The organism is Sphingorhabdus profundilacus, assembly GCF_009769755.1.
In the GTDB taxonomy this organism is placed as follows: Bacteria; Pseudomonadota; Alphaproteobacteria; order Sphingomonadales; family Sphingomonadaceae; genus Sphingorhabdus_B; species Sphingorhabdus_B profundilacus.
In genome coordinates, this window is sequence record NZ_SDWJ01000002.1 from 420,220 (window position 1) to 439,092 (window position 18,873).

Genomic DNA, 18,873 nt, shown 5'->3' on the forward strand with positions numbered 1-18,873 from the left:
AGCCTGTTGCGCGCACCGGACCGCTTTGCTAGGGGCGGCGTCCTACCTGTCGAGGCGCGTGCGGCCATGGCGGAATTGGTAGACGCGCAACGTTGAGGTCGTTGTGGGCGAAAGCCCGTGGAAGTTCGAGTCTTCTTGGCCGCACCAGACAGCCGTTTTTGGCTGTTTTCTGTAATTCCCAAACATCTTGCAAAACCATTGGTTTTCTGCCAGTTATTGTGCCTATCCAGCGTTAGGCATTCCCTTTTGTTCTTCCCTAGCCTGTCTCTTTTGGGGGTATATTTGGGGGCATATCGCGAAATCGAACTTTGGGGGATTTATGCCACTAACAGTTTTGCAGATTGCCGCAATCAACCCGCTCGACAAGTCTTACCGCAAGGCAGACGAAAAGGGGCTTTATCTCGAAGTCTTCCCGAACGGCTCGAAGCTATGGCGCTTCAAATACCGGATAGATGGCAAGGAAAAGCGCTTGGCGCTTGGGGCCTATCCCGAAACGACTTTGCAGGATGCAAGAGACCAACGCGATGCACGCCGGAAACAAGTTATGGACGGTATAGACCCAGCGCGCGAAAAACGGCTCAACCGGCTGGAACGCAAGGTCTGTTCCCCGTCAGCACCACGGTTTGGGACTTAGCATCAAATAAGTGATGCGCTCCGTGGTTCGGTCGAACCACATTTAGTCATATTTGATATGACGCGCTCGGTGGTTCATTGGTCAACATTTTCAGCGCACAGACAACAGATTTTGCCTCTCAATTCGTGTGCTGATTGGTCGAGACTATCAATCCCTAGTTGCTTAGTATGAAACGGCAATTTTAAGCAGTCGGTGTTACCCACCGTAACTACCAGTCCAGAGCGTCCGCGGCATCTTTCATGAACGCGGGAGAGTACCTTGCGTAGGTCGTTTCGGTCACAGTAGTCGTGGGGAGTAGCGGGCGCTCACCTGTCGACCCGGCTTAAGACAGCGATAATGCCAGCCATTGCGGGCTGCACAAAATGCAATATTATGTAAAATTCCGTGGCATAACAGGCCAATTTGCGCTAATCCGGCGACCGGGGAGCATAGATGGCAACGAGTGCGGGCATTCAGGTGGAAGAGCGGGGGGCGCTGGTTGCGCGCGCTTCGCTTTTTGGCCCATTTGCGCTTACCGATCAGGGCGGAGCACCTATCACCCTTTCCAATCGCCGGGCCCGTGCGGTGTTGGCTATGCTGTGCTTGGAGCCCGACCAGCCTGTCGCGCGCGAACAGCTTACCCGGCTGCTATGGCCCGGACGGTTTGAGGCTCAGGCAAAGGGGAGCTTGCGGCAATGCCTGCTCGAACTGGGCAAAGCGCTTGAGCCTTTAGAGCAGCCGCTGCTTGTCGTAACGCGCGAGCGGGTTATGCTTACCAATATGCGTTTGCGGACCGATCTGTCGGATCTTGAAGCGGCGCTGATGGCGGGGCGCGATCAGGAGGCGATCGCGCTCTTTGATATGATCGGGACAAGGCGTCTGCTCGACGATCTGAATGTCGGCGATGCTTTTGCCGATTGGCTGGAGGCGCGGCGGAAACAAGTTTCGCTGCGGCTGCAGGCTTTGGTCGAGCGGGCGCTGGATGACATTGGCGATACGGCGCTGCGCAAACGCCTGCTCGGCGCCTGGGCGGTGCAGCAGCCGTCTGTTGCGCCCGCTGCCATGCCGATACCGACCGACATAAAGACTCGGATTGCCGTTTTGCCTTTCAAATCTTTGGGCAGTGCCGATGGGCCGGATTATTTCACCGACGGGATGGTCGATGAGTTGATCACGACGTTGGGTCAGGTACCCCAATTGCTGGTCGCGGGCAGGATATCGTCCTTTCATTTCCGCGATAGCCCCTTCACGCCCACACAGATCGCCGGGGAATTGGGGGTCACCCATCTGATCGAGGGATCGGTGCAGCGGCAGGGCGAGCAGGTGCGCATCCATGTGCATCTGATTGCGGGTGACACAGGCTTTGAACTTTGGGGGCAGCGCTTTGATGGGAGCCTCGATTCGATTTTCCGATTGCAGGAGGATGTCGCGCAAGCCGTGACGCGGGCGCTGGCCGAAGCGCTAGACCTCGATATGGCTGCACCGCTGGTGCGCACCATGACCGGCAGCAAAAAGGCCTTTGATCTCTATTTGCAGGGTCGGGCCCTCAATGCCCGATTGTTCGGCGATGGCGTTCTCGACAATGCCGTCGAGCTGCTGGAGCAGGCCGTCGCGATTGATCCGCAATTTGCCGAAGCTTGGGTCGAACTGGCCGAGGTGCATCACAATATTTCGGTCTGGACCCAATGTCTGGACCGCAATGCAGAGGCGCTCCGCATGGCGGAGTGCGCCCACAAGGCAATCGCCCTTGCTCCCCAGCTTGGCTATCCGCGGGCGCTTCTTGCCATCTATGAATGGACGCGAAACAACATAGTCGTGGCAATGGATCTGGTGTTCGAAGCCTATCGCCGCGAACCGACCCATCCCGGGGTCGCCATGCGCGTCGGCTCCTTTCTGCTTTACATCGGGCGCACCCGCGATGCGGCTCCCTATGTTATGGCCGCGATTGAACAAGATCCGGTCGACACGCGCAAATTTGCCCTGCTGATCGCGGTGCATATGCATCGCGGCGAGTTTAAAGCGGCTGTGCAGGTCGGGCAGCGCTCGGTTGATCTAGGCTGGCCGTCGGTTCAGTTAGGGCTGGCGATGGCAGCAACGGGCCGACATGACTTGGCGGTAGAACAATATCAGCTGACCAAAAAATTAGTCAACACCATCATCCTACCTCCGGTCGGCAGCGGCCCAATGACGGACGAAGCGATGGATGCGTATTGGCTGGTTGCGGCAAAGGGCGTGTGCAGCGGGCAGGAAGCCGATCGCCTGATCTATCATCAGCTTTTGAATATGATGTTCGCCACGCTGCATGACAAAGCGGATATGGCGATCATCGCACCTGCCATTATGACGGGCCATGTAGAATTGGTGTTCAATGGCCTTGGGCTTCGCCTGACACCGGCCAATATGGTGTGGCTGGTTATGCTGTGGATGGACATCGATCCCGTCCGCCAGATCTGGCAGCATCCCGAATTCATCCCCTTTGCCCAGCGTATCGGCCTGGCAGCCGCATGGGACAAATATGGCTGGCCTGATTTGTTGCCGCAGCCCAGCAACCGCGTTTAGAGCCGTTTTGACGCTTTATTGACGCTTTATTGACGATCCGGTGGATTGACCGATGACGCTACGTCATCGCAAGATAGCGTTAAGGGATCGCAGACAATTTAATGGATTTTGGGTGAACCGGCACAGTCGGTTTTGCCAAGAGGAGAGCCGTGCCTTTGGCCTCGACCGCGCGGCACTGTGGGTTTGAACGAGCCCCGTCAATGCGGCGGGACGCAATATGGGGAGTATGAAAATGAAATTGATGAAAAATGTGATGATCGCAACGGCTATGCTGATTTCGGCACCGATGGCATTGCCAACGGCCGCAATAGCGCAGGAATTTCCGCTGGTAGCCGGTGACTATTCCGATGTTGGCGGCATCTTTGTCAAAGACGGCGGGACGCTGAAATATGCGATGCATCTGGCGGGCGACTGGAAGAAGAATCAGGAATTTGCGAAATCGCAGGGCTGGATCACCGACTACAAGATCTACGTCAATGAAAACCCCCGCGATGGTGAGCCCAATGTCTATCTGGTAACAACATTCGCCAGCCTACCCGATGCCGCCGAAACCGAACGGCGTGGCAAGGTTTATGAAGCCTGGGTCAAGACGACCAATGCACAACGCGACGCGGCATCAGGAAATCGGGCTGAATATCGCACGATAAAGAGTAGCATGCTCTTACGCGAATATAAGGTCCGCTAAGGCGCGATCGGGTCAATTCGCTCGGCCTGCAAAAATGCCGTGCCGGGCGAATTGACCATGGTCGCCATAACTTCGCTGCATGGCGATTGGCGACTTTAGACAGATTTTGAACTTCAGGGCGAACTGGACAAGCCTGTTTTGCGAAGAGGCGAGCTGTGCCTTCGGCGCACGCGTCGCGGCACCGTGAGTTTGAACGAGCCTCGTCATTTTGACCTGGCCAATTTGGGAGAATGATGATGAAAATGATGAAAAGCCTTTACGTAGGGGCAGCGTTGTTGGTTGCCGCCACCATGGCTGTTCCTGCCGCCGCGCAAGAATCGCCGCTCAAGCGCGGCAGTGTCTGGGTTGCCAGCCGGATCGACGTTCTGCCCGGACAGAACCCTGCCTATACCGATTATCTGGCGACCCAATGGAAAAAGGAAATGGAGTGGGGCAAGTCCCAGGGCCATATCCTCAGCTATCGGATAATGAGCACCAACCACGCACGTACCGGCGAGCCCGATATTATCCTGCTGATCGAATATAAGGATTATGCAAGTGCGGCTGAGCGGGACGCCATCAGCAAACGCTTCAATGAAGCCATGAACACCGACAGATTGAAGACTGCTGCCGCAAACCTTGAGCGGGAAAAAATCCGCACGTCGATGGGCTCGACCGAATATCAGGAATGGATTGTGAGATAAGCGACCCGTTGCACGACCATGGCGGGCGGCATCCTCCCCAGTGTGCCCCCGCCAATCCCTATTTCCTCAATCGATGCGGAGGCACCTGTGGCTGTCATCGACGATGTTGCCCGTGATTTCACTGCGATGCTCCGGCTCGACCAGTTCGAGGCAGCAGGCGAGAAATTCTGGGCAATAGACGTGAAAAGCGCGGAACCTGCGGCCTTGTCCCAAGACATTCCCGCGCTTGTATCCGGCAGGGAAGCGGCGCTCCGAAAGACCAGAGCACGGTTTGCCGAGGCTGACATCGACGACCTACGCATCGATGGCCCCTTTGTCACCGGCGACCAGTTCGCGCTGTTCCTCGATATGCTGATCACCGACCCGGCGACGGGCAAGACGCAACCTTTCGCCGAAATCGCCATTTTTACCGTCCGCGACGGGCGCATCATCGAGGAACGATTTTTCTATGACTGAAGCCGCAAGTCCGCCCCGCGTGGTCGGCACGTTTGGCACGGTGATGCTCAGCCTCAACTCGGTGATCGGCGCGGGCATCTTTGCCCTGCCAGCCGTGCTCTATGCCGCAACTGGCAATTTTTCCCCATGGATGTTCCTGATCTTTGGACTGCTTCAAAGCTTTAATGTGCTCGTGCTCGCGCGCCTTGCGACGATGTTCGTAGCCTCAGGCGGTGTTCAGCTTTATGCCCAGTCTGCATTCGGGCCAATTGCCGGGTTTCTGGTTGGCTGGTTGATGGTTCTTGCGGGAGCAGCGGGGCGCGGAGCGGCGCTTTCGGTGCTGGTTGACTATTTTGCGGTGTTCTTGCCGGCGCTGGCCGATCCGTTGGCAAAACAGCTGTCGGTGCTGCTGCTGATTGCTGCGCTGTGCGGTCTGACGCTGGCGGGAATGCGCTATGCGATGAACAGTCTCGTGGTCGGGACCGTGTTCAAGCTGGCTCCGATTGCTGTGTTGTGCTTGATTGCCTTCGCGTCAGGGGGCGTTGCGGTAAGTTCTACCTTGCCGAGCATTGGCGAGTTTGATTAGTTCGAAATTTGCGAAAATTCCCGATATTTTCCCGTTAAATCGGGAAATTTCAATGATACGGGTCCGCTCAGGACTGCACCGCGCACCAGACAGTCGTTTTGATCCGCAAAGTCTGAGCCGATCAAGTTCGCCCCAGCCGCGCGACAATGGTCACGAAGAACGCAGTCGACCATCCCAGCAATAGCAGGCCGTTGATGCCCTCAATTGCGGCGACCAAACGCCAATCGGGATTTATATAGCGGTCGTCAAAGCCGATGCCGGCATAGCTGATCGTTGAAAAATAGACGGCGGTCTCAATATCGCTAACCGCACCGAGCGCTTCGAAGAGAAAGGCATAGAGCCAGATTTCCACGCCATGAAGCGTGAAGAGCCCGACAACCAAGGCAAGCGTGAACAGCATCGTTCGGGGGGACATAGCGGCCAAGTGATGCGCCCGCTCCATCTGTATTTCGTTACGCAGACTTCGTCCCAACAGCGCCAGTCCTACACCATGAATGACCACGGTCAGCAAAACGCTCAGAGTCGATACCAAGAGTTGAACGAACATCTATCTACATACAATCGGCGCACAAGGTGGCCGTAGGCATCGATTCCAGCCGCGCCGCAGAAATAGGCTCCCCACAGGAAAAGCATTTGCCATATTGGCCCTGATCCAGACGCCCTAGTGCGGCGCGGATCGCCGCCATTTCCTGCATGACCAGAGCATCTTGTGCAGCGAGCATGTCATCATCTTCAATTTCGATGGCTTGCTCTTCTGAATCGGCACTCATCGGTTCGGTCAACTGGGCTTCAATTCGCCCTCCACGCAATTCCAGTTCCGCCAGACGGGCTATAAGTTTGGATCGAACTTCCGCGTCGACAGTCATTTCGACACCTCGTCTGCTTTCAGTGCCAGCTGAACGGCGTCCAACAGCGAAAGGCGTTCTTTTTTAAGCTCCTCGGTCCTGTCTTCCGAGGCCGCTTCGATACCACTGTCGATCCGGTGGATTTCACGGTTGAGCACATGATAACGTTCGGCCAGCGCGGCAAAGCGCTTATCCTGCGTTTTTAACGCGTGAATGTGTTCGGCCGCATCCGGGAATTCGTCGTGCAGTTCATGTGGCGTGTGGGACATCATTATTCTCCTTGGTAAAAAGGCATATGATGTAAATGGCTGAACGCCGCTTAAGTTGCATTGCGCTAGATCAAGAACCGATGGCATGCCGGAATGAAGCGATCAGCGGCATGCTGCTGCTATCATCTGCAAACAGCTCATGACCGTCATACAGAAACGACAGTGTTCCTGGCGCGGTTTTGCTACTTGAGCGCCCGCACTAGTGACGCTTTGACAATGTCAGTCCCGCCTCACCCCCGTCACGCCTTGGCTTTCAAACTGTCTGCCACTGGAACGCCGTGGCGCTCCAAGGCTTCAACGATTTTGCCAGCGCCTTCCAGATCGCCCCAGAACATCGGGCCGCCGCGATAGATGGGCCAGCCATAGCCGTATATCCACACCACATCGATGTCGGACGCCCGCTGCGCCTTGCCTTCTTCGAGGATATGATATCCCTCATTGACCATCGGATATAAAGTGCGCTCGACAATTTCCTGATCGGATATGTCGCGTTTGGGAAGATTTGACGTCGCCCGGAATTCTTCGATAATGGCCAAGGCTTCGGCGCTGGGTGTGCCGACACGCTTTTCGTCATAATCGTAAAAGCCCTTGCCGTTTTTCTGGCCAAACCGACCAGCGGCACACAGGCCGTCGCGGATGCTTTCAATCCGGGCCGGATCACGGTGCCAGCCAATATCCAGCCCAGCCAGATCGCTCATCTGGAACGGGCCCATTGGCATACCGAAATCAGTATGCACCTTGTCAATCTGGGCCGGGGTTGCGCCTTCGAGCAAAAGCTGCATCGCCGGCTGCTGTCTTTTGGAGAGCATACGGTTGCCGATAAATCCGTCGCATACACCGGCAACGACGGCGACCTTGCCGATTTTCTTGCCGGTTGCCATCGCGGTTGCCAGCACGTCGGGCGCAGTTTTTTCGCCGCGCACCACTTCAAGCAGCTTCATGACATTGGCGGGGGAGAAAAAGTGCATGCCCACCACATCTTGCGGGCGGCTGGTCGCAGCGGCAATTTCATCGACATTCAGATAGGACGTGTTCGACGCCAATATCGCGCCGGGTTTGCAAATCTGGTCGAGCTTGCTGAACACCTCTTTCTTGACGTCCATATTTTCATACACCGCCTCAATGACCAGATCGCAACCGGCCAGCGCGTCAAGACTGAGCGACGGGGTCAACAGCGCCATCATTCCTTCGACCTGTTCGGTCGTAAAGCGCCCTTTGGCGGCGCTGGCTTCGTAATTTTTGCGGATGACGGCAACGCCGCGGTCCAGATTTTCCTGCACCATTTCAACGATCGTGACCGGTATGCCCTTGGCGAGAAAATTCATCGAAATTCCGCCACCCATGGTGCCTGCGCCGATCACGCCGACTGTGTTCACGGGGCGCAGCGGCAAATCCTTGGGCAAGCCGTCAATTTTGGCCGCCTGACGTTCGGCAAAAAACATATGCCGCTGTGCCGCGGATTGTGACCCGCCCATCAATTTGAGGAATTCGGTGCGCTCAAACTTCATGCCGTCTTCAAACGACAGCTTCGTCGCAGCTTCAACGCAGGCAAGATTCGCATAGGGGGCTTCAAAACCCTTCCATTTACGGGCGTTCATTTGCTTCAACTGGTCGATCACACCAACATCGCCCTTGACGGGCAAATCGCGCGTCGCCCGTGGTCCGGTTGCAATCACTTCCCGGGCAAAGGCAAGTGCGTCGTCGGCAAGGTTGTTTTCGTTCGCCAGCCGATCAATCAGACCCATTTGCAAAGCCTTTGACGCTGACACAGGCTCCCCCAGCGCACACATTGTTGCCGCCGATTCAACCCCCACGATTCTGGGCAGGCGTTGGGTGCCGCCTGCGCCCGGCAAAAGGCCAAGCTTTACTTCCGGAACGCCCAATTTTGCCGAAGGGACCGCAATCCGATAATGACAAACAAGCGCAGTTTCGAGACCGCCGCCAAGCGCTGTGCCGTGAATTGCGCCGACCACGGGCTTTGCTGCACCCTCGATCAAGCCTAGCACCTTGTTGAAATCCGGCCCTTGGGCAGGCTTGCCGAATTCTGTAATATCTGCGCCTGCAATAAAGGTCGTACCTTCACAGCGCAGCACAATCGCATGCACGACAGGGTCTGCCAATCCTTGCTCGATCGCATCTGCTATCCCTTGTCGCACATGCCAGGACAGCGCGTTCACCGGAGGATTGTTGACCAGAACGACCAAAATATCATCGATGGCTTGGGTGGTAACAGACGACATCTGCGGCTCCTGCAATGTTGGCAAAAATGAATTTTACCGATGTGCTGGATTTATCGGGTCAATGCAAGCGGACCTGTTCCCGTGGCGCACCGCCCTGCCATTAACCTTGTTCGTCATGTACAAAATTAGAATCTTTGATGGATACAGCCCTTATGGTCGACGCGTCCTCAGTCCAATATTCAGATCGGAATCCGGCGCCGGAAATGGCACCCGATGCCGCCAATGACAGTGACCGGCGACAGCATGCGCGCGCGGTCAAGGTTATGCGTGTGGCACGACTGAAAAATGTGGAACTCCATGCAGAATGTCTGGGTCTGGTCCGCGACGTGTCATCGGGCGGCATGAAAATAGATGCCGACTTTCCGCTCGAAATTGGCCAGTCTGTCGAAATCGCGTTGTTGGACGATCAAGAACTTATAGGCGACGTGGTATGGCTGGACGGGAAAACTGTCGGGATCAGCTTTTCCCGGCCAATATCTGTTGAACAGATACTGACACGGCCATCGAACAAGCACGGTGCGCGACAGGTCAGATTACCCCGATTCAAGACCGAACGTGAAGTTACCCTGAAGGTCGACGACCATTTGACCGACGCAAAATTGCTTGATTTGTCGCAACGCGGTGCAAAATTGAGCTGCGATGCCAAAGTCAAATTGCACCAGAATATTCTGGTACGCCTGAATATCCTGCATGCCGTTCGAGCCACGGTAAAATGGCGCGCGGCGAATATGCTCGGAGTAGAATTTCATCGGCTGTTGACGGTCGAAGAATTAAGTGAATGGCTAAGGGTGAGGACCACTTAACAACGCAATGGCCATGCACTCGTCGCAAAAAGTTCCATTTCACTTGAAATCACATCGCGCTAAAGCAATAAGCATCCGGGGACGGAGGTTGTAGGGGCGATGTATAAAATCCTGTTGATCGTCGACGCTTCATTTTTTGCCCATGGATTCAGCCACTATGTCGGCGGCCTGGATAGTTTTGAGGTCGACACTATTGGCACGACCGAAACGGCAATTTCGAAGATCGATATGGCATTGGCGGATCTGGTCGTTCTCGACCCGCATATGGATGGTGGCGCGGGCAGCGACGTCTTGAAATATCTGCGCCTGCATTCCCCGGATCTGCCGGTTATTCTTCTCACCGCACATATTGACCCCGAACGGACAATTGAGGCGATGCAAATGGGGGTAAAGGGAATAGCCTTAAAAGACAGCATTCCCGACACGATTGTTCGGGGTATCAAAACCGTTTTGGCAGGCGGATTTTGGTTTGACGAAAATGTAACGAAACCCGCTTTGCAATATTCCGCCGATCGACCAAATCGTGTTACGCGTTCTGACGAACTGCTTACCAAAAGAGAGCATCAGATTGTAGATCTCGTCTGCCTTGGCTTGCGAAACCGACAGATTGCCGATCAATGCAGCCTGACCGAAGGCACTGTCAAAATTCACCTTAACAGTATTTTCCGGAAATTGAGCTTATCTTCACGCGCCGAACTTATCGTCAACCGCGAAGATCTACGTTCGAAAAAGGCCGTTCCGGTAAACTGAATTGTGGCGCGCCCTCAAGCGCGTGATGGTCGCGCCATATCCGGTGTTCATTGCTGACCCGATACAGGGTCGTGTCGCCCGTCCGGAAAATTGGACGCTTTACTGGATCAAATGGGATTGCCCGACACCCCAACCGATGATTTGCGATTAGCCTCAGAAGCACACATCAGCTGTCGTCAAATCTGGGTTAAAGTGCCGGGCTTCCTTGCCCCCTTGGGTAAGGAACTAAAACTTATATCCGACTTCGACCCCGATCAGGCGGCGCGCACCCGGCGAAATGAACGATCCGCCAAATTCAATAGCAGGGATCGCTTCGTTGATATATTTGCGATCTAGCATATTGTCGGCAAAAGCGGTGAGGTTCCAGTTTTCACCTTCCAACCCAAAGCGCAGGTTCAGCACGCCGAAAGCATCACGCTTTGCGACGCTATAATTGGCATTCCCGACAAAACCCGGAAGCGCCAAAGCTGAAATAGGCAAAAGCTGGCTGAAAATGGTGGCGCGTGTCTGGTCCTGCACTGTGTGGAACCATGTAGGTCCGGTGATGCGGTAATCAGCGCGCATCACCAAATCGAGGCTGTCATTGAGCGGCGTATCGATCTGGCTACCGAGGTTTATGGTATAGTCGGCGGTATATGGCGATTTATTTCCGACCGTATAAGGCCGCGAGGCATTGGCCTTGATCTCGCTGTCGGTAAGGTTGACCGAGCCGAACATCTTCCAGCCATCGATGATTTTTACGGTCGTGTTAAACTCGACGCCCTTCACATCGACCTTGTCGATATTGGAAACAACGCGCAACAAACCGAAAGAGCCGACGAAAAATTCAAAAAACTGCATGTCGGTGATGCGCGTATAATAGCCTGCAAGGTCAAAAGTTACGCGATTGTCAAACAACGAGCCCTTGATACCAGCTTCAAACGCGCTGGACCGTTCTTTGCGGAACTGGTCGTTGATTGTCACGCCAGCTGCGATTTCCGGGATATTGAAGTTGGTGTTCACCAACGCCGAAGACCCAGTATTGTTGAAACCACCCGATTTGAACCCGATGCCCCAATTGGCATAGATATTGGTGGAACTATTCGGTGTGAAGCTGAGCGTAAGCTTCGGCTGAAGCTGCTTGAAACTAGCCGACTTGTCCGCAATGCCACCCGTTGCAGGCAGACCGGGATTGATTTTTGCGCCTGTTATCGGGTCAAAAACATTAGGCACCAGATTGGATGTGCTACGATCCTCTATATCATATCGTAAAGCCACGCCGGCCTTGAACTTGTCAGACGCAGCATAATCAACCGAGCCGAACGCAGCATAGACATCGGTTTTGAATTTGTCCGAAAACAACTGCGACGTAGGGTTATTGCTGCCCGGTGCATTGTAAAGCAAGCGGCTTACACCCAATCCCAGATCGGCACCCAAGCTGACGCCGACCGAACGGTCAATATGCAGACCATATACACCCAATTGCCAATCCAGCGGTCCATCGCCATTGGAGGCCAGACGGATTTCTCCGCTAAAATCCTTTTGGTTACGGATTTGCAATTGCGTGCCATCGCAGGTGGTCGGGCTATATGCTCCGAAAGTTGAACCGGTTGTCGGCGCAAAGATGAAAGGCACCGGCACTTGCCCTATGAACCCGGGCGCGTTTACCGGAAAACCGGTAAGCGCTGCTGTGGTAGCAAAACATTGGTTCTGCACCGCTAAATTGGTTGCATTCGCAGGGGCACCCAAAGCGGGCGAGATATACCGCGCAAAGTCCGCAGATGTGCCGTCTGCGGTCAGGCTTTGGTCAACATCCGAAAACAGTGCCCAAGCGGTTAGCTTTGTCGATCCGAAGTCATGTTCCAGCTTGGCAGAAACATCGATGGATCGCTGGTCATTGGTTGGGCGGATGTTGCCATAATAGCCCAGTTCATGGTCGTCGACATCTTCAAAGAAGGCGCCGCCAAAGGCTTCGATATGGAATACCGAGTTGAAGTTGATCGATGCGCCCGAAAGTTTGGAATAGCGCGTCTTTACATCGATGTTCGTTGAATCGCCAATATCGGCCACAAATCGTGCATCGATTGAATACACCTCCTGATCGTCTACAACTTTGCGGTCGAGAAACGTATTTCGATAGAAACCATCGGTCGTCCGGTAGTTACCCGAGAGCACAAGGCCGGCATTATCGCCAATCGGAGCTGATATATAGGCAGAGCCTTCGATAGTTTGTTCATTGGCATAGCTAAATTTCACCGCTCCTTCGAATGTGTCGCCAGGCTTGACCGTCGAAATAACAATCGCGCCCGCGGCAGCATTACGACCGTAGATCGCGCCTTGCGGCCCCTTCAATATTTCGATCTGGCGCAGCGTTCCTTGTGTCTGGTTCAACTGGGCAGTGTTGGTTTTCAATATGCCGTCGACGACAAGCGCGACAGAGCTTTCGGCATCACGTGCACCGTTGATGCCACGAATGTTAATCTGCGTATCACCGGCCTCTGCCGTGCCTGTGACGATTGTCACGCCGGGCGTCAATTGTGCGAAACCCTGTGCATTATCCGCCCCGGTCTTGGCGAGTGAATCCGCGTCGATCACCGACACTGATGCCGGCACATCCACGAGCCGTTCATTCTGCCGGCGGGCGGTGACGATGATTTCTTCCGACTCGGCACCGTCTTCAGCATCTTGCGCGAACGCCATGCTGGGCAACATTGCGGCGGCCGCAATGGACGTGAGGAGTGCACTTTTGGTGATACGCATTTGACAAAACTCCCTAGTTTTCGCTTTTATTGCTTTGGCGACAGCTTATTGTATACAAATACCATTCGTCAAGAGGAGCATTGCACCTATGTCACGGGCATCGGATCGCGCTTATGATCATATCCGCAACCTGATCCTGTCCGGTGAATTGTCACCGGGGGAACAGATCCGTGAGGAGGCTTTGGCCGAGTTATGCGGCGTTTCGCGGACGCCGGTGCGCGACGCCCTGCGACGGCTGGAAGCCGAGCTTTTCATTCGCCGGAACGAATCACAGCGCAGCTTTGTCGCTGACTGGTCGCTCGATGATCTAGAAGAAGCTTTCCAGTTGCGCGCCATGTTGGAAGCTTATGGCGCAAGGCGCGCCGCCAAGCGGATTTCCTGGGACCAACTCGCTCGTCTGCGGTCCCACAATGATGCAATTCGCCAGGCAATCACGGCCTCCACACCTGATATCCCGAAATTTCTGGACCATAACCGGCAATTCCACGCCATCGTCCTGGAGGCCGCGGGGTCCGAACGACTATCGGGCATGCTGGCACAAGTGATTGAACAGCCTGTCGTTCTGCGGACAGCGCGGCAATATGACATGGAAAATCTGAAGCGTTCGCACCATGAGCATGACGAACTGCTCATTGCATTCGACAATCGCGATGGAGAATGGGCGGCCGCCGTGATGACAGGTCATATCCGCCGCGCCTTCCACGCCTATGCTGCGGCGCATTCGGGCGACACCGAAATCCACCGAACAGATGAGGCCGCATAATCCTGTTTGATTTTGTATACAATTATGGCATCATTTATGTGTGATGAGCATTTCCGGTCGTATTGAATTTGTCGAAGTCGGGCCGCGTGATGGCCTGCAAAATGAAAAGCTGCTTGTGTCCACCCAGGACAAGCTGGCGCTGATCAACCGTGCGATAGACGCAGGAGCGCGGCGGATCGAAGTGACCAGTTTCGTGAACCCGACCCGCGTCCCGCAAATGGCCGACGCCGAGTCGGTATGCGCGGGATTGCCGGTGCGGGATGATACGACCTTCATCGGTCTGGTTATGAATATGCGCGGCGCGGAACGTGCGCTGGCCACGGGCCGCATCGACCAGCTTGGGGCCGTCGCCGTGGCAACAGATCGCTTTGCCATGGCGAACCAGGGCCAGACCAGCGACGAATCGGTTCAGGCGGCCAAAAGCATTATCGCCCTTGCAAATGCCGAAGGCCGCACCGCCCAATGCACGATCGCGGCCTCGTTCGGCTGCCCGTTTGAAGGCGAAGTCGCGCAGGACCGTGTTGTCGCGATGGCGGCTGCGCTTGCAGAGGCCGGGCCGGTCGAGATTGCCCTTGCCGATACGATCGGCGTCGGCAACCCTGCCCATGTGGCCGAACTGGTCGCGCGCGTGCGGGATGCCATTGCGCCCCTGCCGGTCCGCGTCCATTTCCACAATACCCGCAACACCGGCCTTGCCAATGTCTGGGCCGCGGTGACTGCGGGTGCCAGCATCATCGACGCCTCGATCGGCGGCTTGGGCGGATGCCCCTTCGCCCCGGGCGCGGCAGGAAATGTGCCGAGCGAAGATGTCGTCTACATGCTGGAACGCGCGGGCATTGATACCGGCATGGATCTGGATCGGTTGATCGAAACCAGCCGCTGGCTTTCGGACATAATGGGAAGAAAACTGCCCGGCATGGTGGCGCAATCGCCCGCCTTTCCTGTGGCAGCTTAAGGGAGAAGAATATGGGTTATCGTTTGGGAGTTGACGTAGGCGGGACATTTACGGACCTGTTGCTGTTCAATTCCGACACCGGAGCCTTTTGGCGCCACAAGACCCCTTCGACGCCGCACGACAGCAGCGAAGGCATTTTGACTGGCGTAACCGCAATATGCGGGCAGGCCGGGGTCGCGACCGCCGAGATTGACTATTTCCTGCATGGAACAACCGTCGCCACCAATGCGGTCCTGGAAGGTAAAGGTGCACGCGTCGGCCTGATCGTGACCGAAGGCTATCGCGATATCATGCAAATCGCCCGGTCCTATGTCCCCGGCGGCCTTGCCGCATGGATCATCTGGCCCAAGCCTACGCCGCTTGCCGCGCTGGAAGATACGGTGACCGTGGGTGGCCGCATGAATGCCCAAGGCGGCGAAGTACGCCCGCTGGACGAGGCAGGTGCCCGCGCCGCGCTGATGCAGTTGAAAGACAAGGGCGTCGAAGCCATTACCGTCAGCTTCATGAACGCCTACACCAATGGCGCACACGAGGCGCGCGTTGGTGAATTGGCGCGCGAGATTTTTCCCGATGCGCCGATATCGCTAAGCCACGAAGTGCTGCCCGAAATGCAGGAATATGAGCGGACATTGACCACGGTGGCCAATGCTGCCGTCCGGCCGGTGGTCAGCAAATATGTCTCCAACCTGCGCGACAAGCTTGCGGTGTCGGGCTTTTCGGGAAAGCTGTCCTTGCTGCGGTCCGATGGCGGCCTGATGTCTGCACAAAAGGCGCAGGAGCATCCGGTCAATATCCTGATGTCCGGTCCGGCAGGCGGCGTGACCGGCGCGCTTTGGGTCGGTAAAAATGCAGGTATCAGAAATATCCTGACGCTCGACGTCGGCGGCACCTCCACCGATGTGGCGTTGATCGAGAATCTCGAGCCGCGCCGGGTGCGGACTACCGAAGTCGGGCATCTCGCCGTGCGCGCGTCGTCGCTTGATGTCAAAACCGTGGGGGCTGGCGGGGGTTCTATCGCTTATGTCCCCGAACTCACTCGCGCTTTGCGCGTCGGCCCGCAATCCGCCGGAGCCGTCCCGGGGCCTGTCGCTTATGGCAAGGGTGGCGAAGCACCGACCGTCACCGACGCCAACGTCGTGCTGGGCTATCTGCCCGAAAATCTGTTGGGCGGCAGTTTCAAACTGGACCGCGAAGGCGCAAAAAAGGCGGTTCAGACCATTGCCGACGCGCTGGGCATTGACCTGATGGCGGCAGCGCGCGGCATCATCGATATTGTGAACGAAAATATGTTCGGCGCGCTGCGGATGATTTCGGTGCAGCAGGGCTATGACCCGCGCCATTTTGCGCTGATGGGCTTTGGCGGCGCAGGTCCCCTGCACGTCAATGCGGTGGCCCGCTTGATGGGAAGCTGGCCCGCCATTTCGCCGGTCTCGCCCGGTGTGCTGTGTGCCTTGGGCGATGCCACGACGCGGATGCGGACCGAGACGGCACGTTCTTTCTCGCGTCTGGCCACCACGACCGATGCGGCGGAGCTGATCGCCATTTTGAAAGAAATGTCCGACCAGACACGCGCCGAATTGCGTTCTGATGGCATTGCCGAGGCGGATATCACCAGCGAGTTTGAGATTGACGTGCGCTATTCCGGACAAGCCTTTGAAGTGCCCCTCACGATCACGCCCGAAATATTGGAACGCGACGGCATCGACGGCATCCTGCGCCGCTTCGACGAGGAACATCTGCGGCTGTTCACCTTCAACATGGATACCCCGCACGAAATCGTGAACCTGCGGGCGGTTGCCCTTGGCCAAGCTCTCGACCTGCCTGCGGCGGAATTGCCGAAGGGCGATGGTAATCCGGCCGCGGCCAAGATGCGCGACCATGTCTTGTGGATGGACGGCAAGGAACAGGCGGCGATCATCTATGACCGGGCGAAGCTGAAACAGGGGGATGTCATCCCGGGGCCAGCCATCGTTATCGAGATGGACTCCACCACGCTCATCGAAACCGGCTGCGTCGCGACTGTCGACAAGGTCGGCAACATCCTGATCAATCTGGCTTGAGGAGAAACAGCCCATGCCCGCCACCATCGTTCAAACCAACCACACCCCCTTCGAAAAGAAGGTCATTGATCCGGTCACCCTCGACATCATCGAAAATGCGTTACGCAACGCCCGCATCGAAATGGACGCCACGCTGGTCCGCACCGCCATGTCGCCCGGCATTCGCGAACAGGGTGATGCCTTTCCGCTGATCGCGGACCACACCGGCAAGATGATCGTCGGCCAATTCGGCAGCTTCATCGGCGGCTTTCTCGATAATTGGGACGGCACGCTGGAGGACGGCGACATGATCTTCCTGTCCGACCCTTATTCCTGCGCTGGTGCCGTCAGCCATAGCAACGACTGGCTGGTCCTGTTGCCGGTGTTCAAGGACGGGCGGCTGATCGCCTATACCTCCATGTTCGGGCACCAGTCGGATATCGGCGGCAAGGTCGTCGGCTCTATGCCCATCAACGCGCGTTCCATTTTCGAAGAAGGCGTGCGTATCCCGCCCGTGAAAATCTGGAAGAAGGGCGAGTATAATGAAGACCTGATGAAGCTCGTCATGCACCAGACGCGCAAGCCCGATTGGTGTCAGGCCGACCTCAACGCCCTGATCGCCTCCTGCCGCGTGGCTGCTCGCCGGGTGATCGAGATGGCGGCGCGCTTTGGTGACGATGTCTATATTTCGGCCACGCAGGAACTGCTTGCCCGCAACCATCGCGCGATGAAGTCCCTGATTGCTATGGCCATCGGCGAAGAGCCCGTCAGCTTTGAAGATTATATCTGCGACGATGGCATGGGGTCCGGCCCCTACAAGATCAAATGCACCATGTGGCGCGAAGGCGAAAAGGTCGTTCTCGATTTCGCCGGGACCGACCCGCAAAGCCAGGCGTCGATCAACTTCTATCTGAACGAGAATATGTTCAAGATGTTCTTCGGCATTTACATGATCATGGTCTTCGACCCGCAGATATTGTTCAACGACGGTTTCTATGATTTGATCGACGTGCGTATTCCCGACGGCTCCCTGCTCAAGCCGAAATTCCCGGCGGCACTGTCGGGACGCACCCATGCGTTGGGGCGGATATTCGACATTTTGGGCGGACTGTTGGGGCAGAAAACGCCCGAATTTCTCAACGCCGCAGGCTTTTCATCGTCGCCGCATCTTTTCTATTCGGGCAATGACAAGAAAGGCGACTGGTTCCAGCTTTTCCAGATCGGCTTTGGCGGCATTCCCGGCCGACCGATGGGCGATGGACCAGACGGCCATTCGCTGTGGCCCGGCTTTACCAATGTACCGAATGAATTTCTGGAGCGTTATTTCCCGCTGCTGATCGAACGGTACGAAACCGAACCCGACAGCGGCGGAGCGGGATTGCATCGGGGTGGCAACGGCATCCACATGACCTATCGTTTCCTTGCGAGCGGTACCATCTCGATCCATGACGACCGCTGGTTCGTGCCCCCATGGGGCGTGAATGGCGGGGAACCCGGCAAACGCGCGCGCAAGGTCCTGGAAAAGGCCGATGGCACGGCCCAGATCATCGGCAACAAGGTCGAGGATGTTCATGTCGACGAGGGCGATCAACTGCACTTCATCACCTGGGGTGGTGGTGGCTGGGGCGATCCGCTGGACCGTGATCCGGCTTTGGTCGGGAAGGAAATCACCCAAGGGCTGGTAACCGTCGAAGGTGCCAGGGCATATGGCGTGATAGCCGGACCGGACGGCGCGGTTGACCAAGCCGCGACCGAAGCGCTTCGCGCGAAAGTGCGGGCAGAGCGCCCTGCCCTGGAGCTGTTCAACTATGGCCCGGCGGTCGAACAGTTGCGCGCCGATTGCGTGGCCGAAACCGGATTGCCCGCCCCTATCCAACCGAGATGGGCAACTTTGGAGGCTGCGGAGTAA

At 56.4% G+C, this 18,873-nt stretch carries 17 protein-coding genes and 1 tRNA gene; 13 read left to right on the forward strand and 5 right to left on the reverse strand.

Features of this window, described 5'->3' with window-relative positions:
• Positions 1-60: 60 nt before the first annotated feature.
• From EUU23_RS09850 to EUU23_RS09880, 7 genes are all read left to right on the forward strand, one after another.
• Positions 61-147, forward strand: a tRNA-Leu gene (locus tag EUU23_RS09850).
• A 172-nt stretch (positions 148-319) separates the two neighbouring features.
• Positions 320-634, forward strand: coding sequence for an Arm DNA-binding domain-containing protein (locus EUU23_RS09855; protein WP_160353968.1), 315 nt, complete (start codon positions 320-322; stop codon positions 632-634).
• 432 nt (positions 635-1,066) lie between these two features.
• Positions 1,067-3,172 (forward strand): tetratricopeptide repeat protein, encoded by a 2,106-nt coding sequence (locus EUU23_RS09860; protein ID WP_160353969.1) that lies wholly within the window; start codon positions 1,067-1,069, stop codon positions 3,170-3,172.
• Between the two features lie 232 nt (positions 3,173-3,404).
• Positions 3,405-3,857: a hypothetical protein gene (locus EUU23_RS09865; protein ID WP_246156418.1), complete on the forward strand. Its 453-nt coding sequence runs from the start codon at positions 3,405-3,407 to the stop codon at positions 3,855-3,857.
• Between the two features lie 236 nt (positions 3,858-4,093).
• A complete protein-coding gene (locus EUU23_RS09870) occupies positions 4,094-4,540 on the forward strand; it encodes a hypothetical protein (protein WP_218939582.1) in 447 nt (148 codons plus the stop codon).
• Between the two features lie 87 nt (positions 4,541-4,627).
• Positions 4,628-4,996, forward strand: a complete 369-nt coding sequence (locus EUU23_RS09875; protein WP_160353971.1) for a SnoaL-like domain-containing protein — start codon at positions 4,628-4,630, stop codon at positions 4,994-4,996.
• On the forward strand, positions 4,989-5,561 hold the full coding sequence (locus EUU23_RS09880; protein WP_160353972.1) for an amino acid permease: 573 nt from the start codon (positions 4,989-4,991) through the stop codon (positions 5,559-5,561). The genes EUU23_RS09875 and EUU23_RS09880 overlap by 8 nt, the downstream gene beginning before the upstream one ends.
• Before the next feature lie 121 nt (positions 5,562-5,682).
• Here EUU23_RS09880 and EUU23_RS09885 read toward each other — a convergent pair whose 3' ends face one another.
• The 4 genes from EUU23_RS09885 to EUU23_RS09900 all read right to left on the reverse strand — a co-directional run bounded on the left by EUU23_RS09885 (position 5,683) and on the right by EUU23_RS09900 (position 8,915).
• A complete protein-coding gene (locus EUU23_RS09885) occupies positions 5,683-6,108 on the reverse strand; it encodes an ion channel (RefSeq protein ID WP_160353973.1) in 426 nt (141 codons plus the stop codon).
• Positions 6,109-6,112: 4 nt separating this feature from the next.
• Positions 6,113-6,427 (reverse strand): TraR/DksA family transcriptional regulator, encoded by a 315-nt coding sequence (locus EUU23_RS09890; RefSeq protein ID WP_160353974.1) that lies wholly within the window; start codon positions 6,425-6,427, stop codon positions 6,113-6,115.
• On the reverse strand, positions 6,424-6,678 hold the full coding sequence (locus EUU23_RS09895) for an HP1242/YdcH family protein (protein WP_246156419.1): 255 nt from the start codon (positions 6,676-6,678) through the stop codon (positions 6,424-6,426). The genes EUU23_RS09890 and EUU23_RS09895 overlap by 4 nt, the downstream gene beginning before the upstream one ends.
• 236 nt (positions 6,679-6,914) lie before the next feature.
• Positions 6,915-8,915 (reverse strand): 3-hydroxyacyl-CoA dehydrogenase NAD-binding domain-containing protein, encoded by a 2,001-nt coding sequence (locus tag EUU23_RS09900; protein ID WP_160353975.1) that lies wholly within the window; start codon positions 8,913-8,915, stop codon positions 6,915-6,917.
• 137 nt (positions 8,916-9,052) lie between these two features.
• Between EUU23_RS09900 and EUU23_RS09905 the strand changes: the two genes are divergently transcribed.
• Both EUU23_RS09905 and EUU23_RS09910 read left to right on the forward strand, forming a co-directional pair.
• Positions 9,053-9,718, forward strand: coding sequence for a PilZ domain-containing protein (locus EUU23_RS09905; protein WP_160353976.1), 666 nt, complete (start codon positions 9,053-9,055; stop codon positions 9,716-9,718).
• 99 nt (positions 9,719-9,817) lie between these two features.
• Positions 9,818-10,468: a LuxR C-terminal-related transcriptional regulator gene (locus EUU23_RS09910; RefSeq protein WP_160353977.1), complete on the forward strand. Its 651-nt coding sequence runs from the start codon at positions 9,818-9,820 to the stop codon at positions 10,466-10,468.
• Positions 10,469-10,693: 225 nt separating this feature from the next.
• Here EUU23_RS09910 and EUU23_RS09915 read toward each other — a convergent pair whose 3' ends face one another.
• Positions 10,694-13,207, reverse strand: coding sequence for a TonB-dependent receptor (locus tag EUU23_RS09915; RefSeq protein WP_160353978.1), 2,514 nt, complete (start codon positions 13,205-13,207; stop codon positions 10,694-10,696).
• A gap of 88 nt (positions 13,208-13,295) precedes the next feature.
• Here EUU23_RS09915 and EUU23_RS09920 point away from each other — a divergent pair, with 88 nt between their 5' ends.
• The 4 genes from EUU23_RS09920 to EUU23_RS09935 are packed head-to-tail and all read left to right on the forward strand — an operon-like array spanning position 13,296 to position 18,873.
• On the forward strand, positions 13,296-13,970 hold the full coding sequence (locus EUU23_RS09920; RefSeq protein WP_160353979.1) for a GntR family transcriptional regulator: 675 nt from the start codon (positions 13,296-13,298) through the stop codon (positions 13,968-13,970).
• Positions 13,971-14,013: 43 nt separating this feature from the next.
• Positions 14,014-14,925 carry a hydroxymethylglutaryl-CoA lyase gene (locus EUU23_RS09925; protein ID WP_160353980.1) on the forward strand — a complete coding sequence of 304 codons (912 nt, stop codon included), beginning with the start codon at positions 14,014-14,016 and terminating at the stop codon, positions 14,923-14,925.
• Positions 14,926-14,936: 11 nt separating this feature from the next.
• The gene (locus tag EUU23_RS09930; RefSeq protein WP_160353981.1) at positions 14,937-16,985 is read left to right on the forward strand and encodes a hydantoinase/oxoprolinase family protein; all 2,049 of its coding nucleotides are present in this window, start codon (positions 14,937-14,939) and stop codon (positions 16,983-16,985) included.
• A gap of 13 nt (positions 16,986-16,998) precedes the next feature.
• Positions 16,999-18,873: a hydantoinase B/oxoprolinase family protein gene (locus EUU23_RS09935; RefSeq protein ID WP_160353982.1), complete on the forward strand. Its 1,875-nt coding sequence runs from the start codon at positions 16,999-17,001 to the stop codon at positions 18,871-18,873.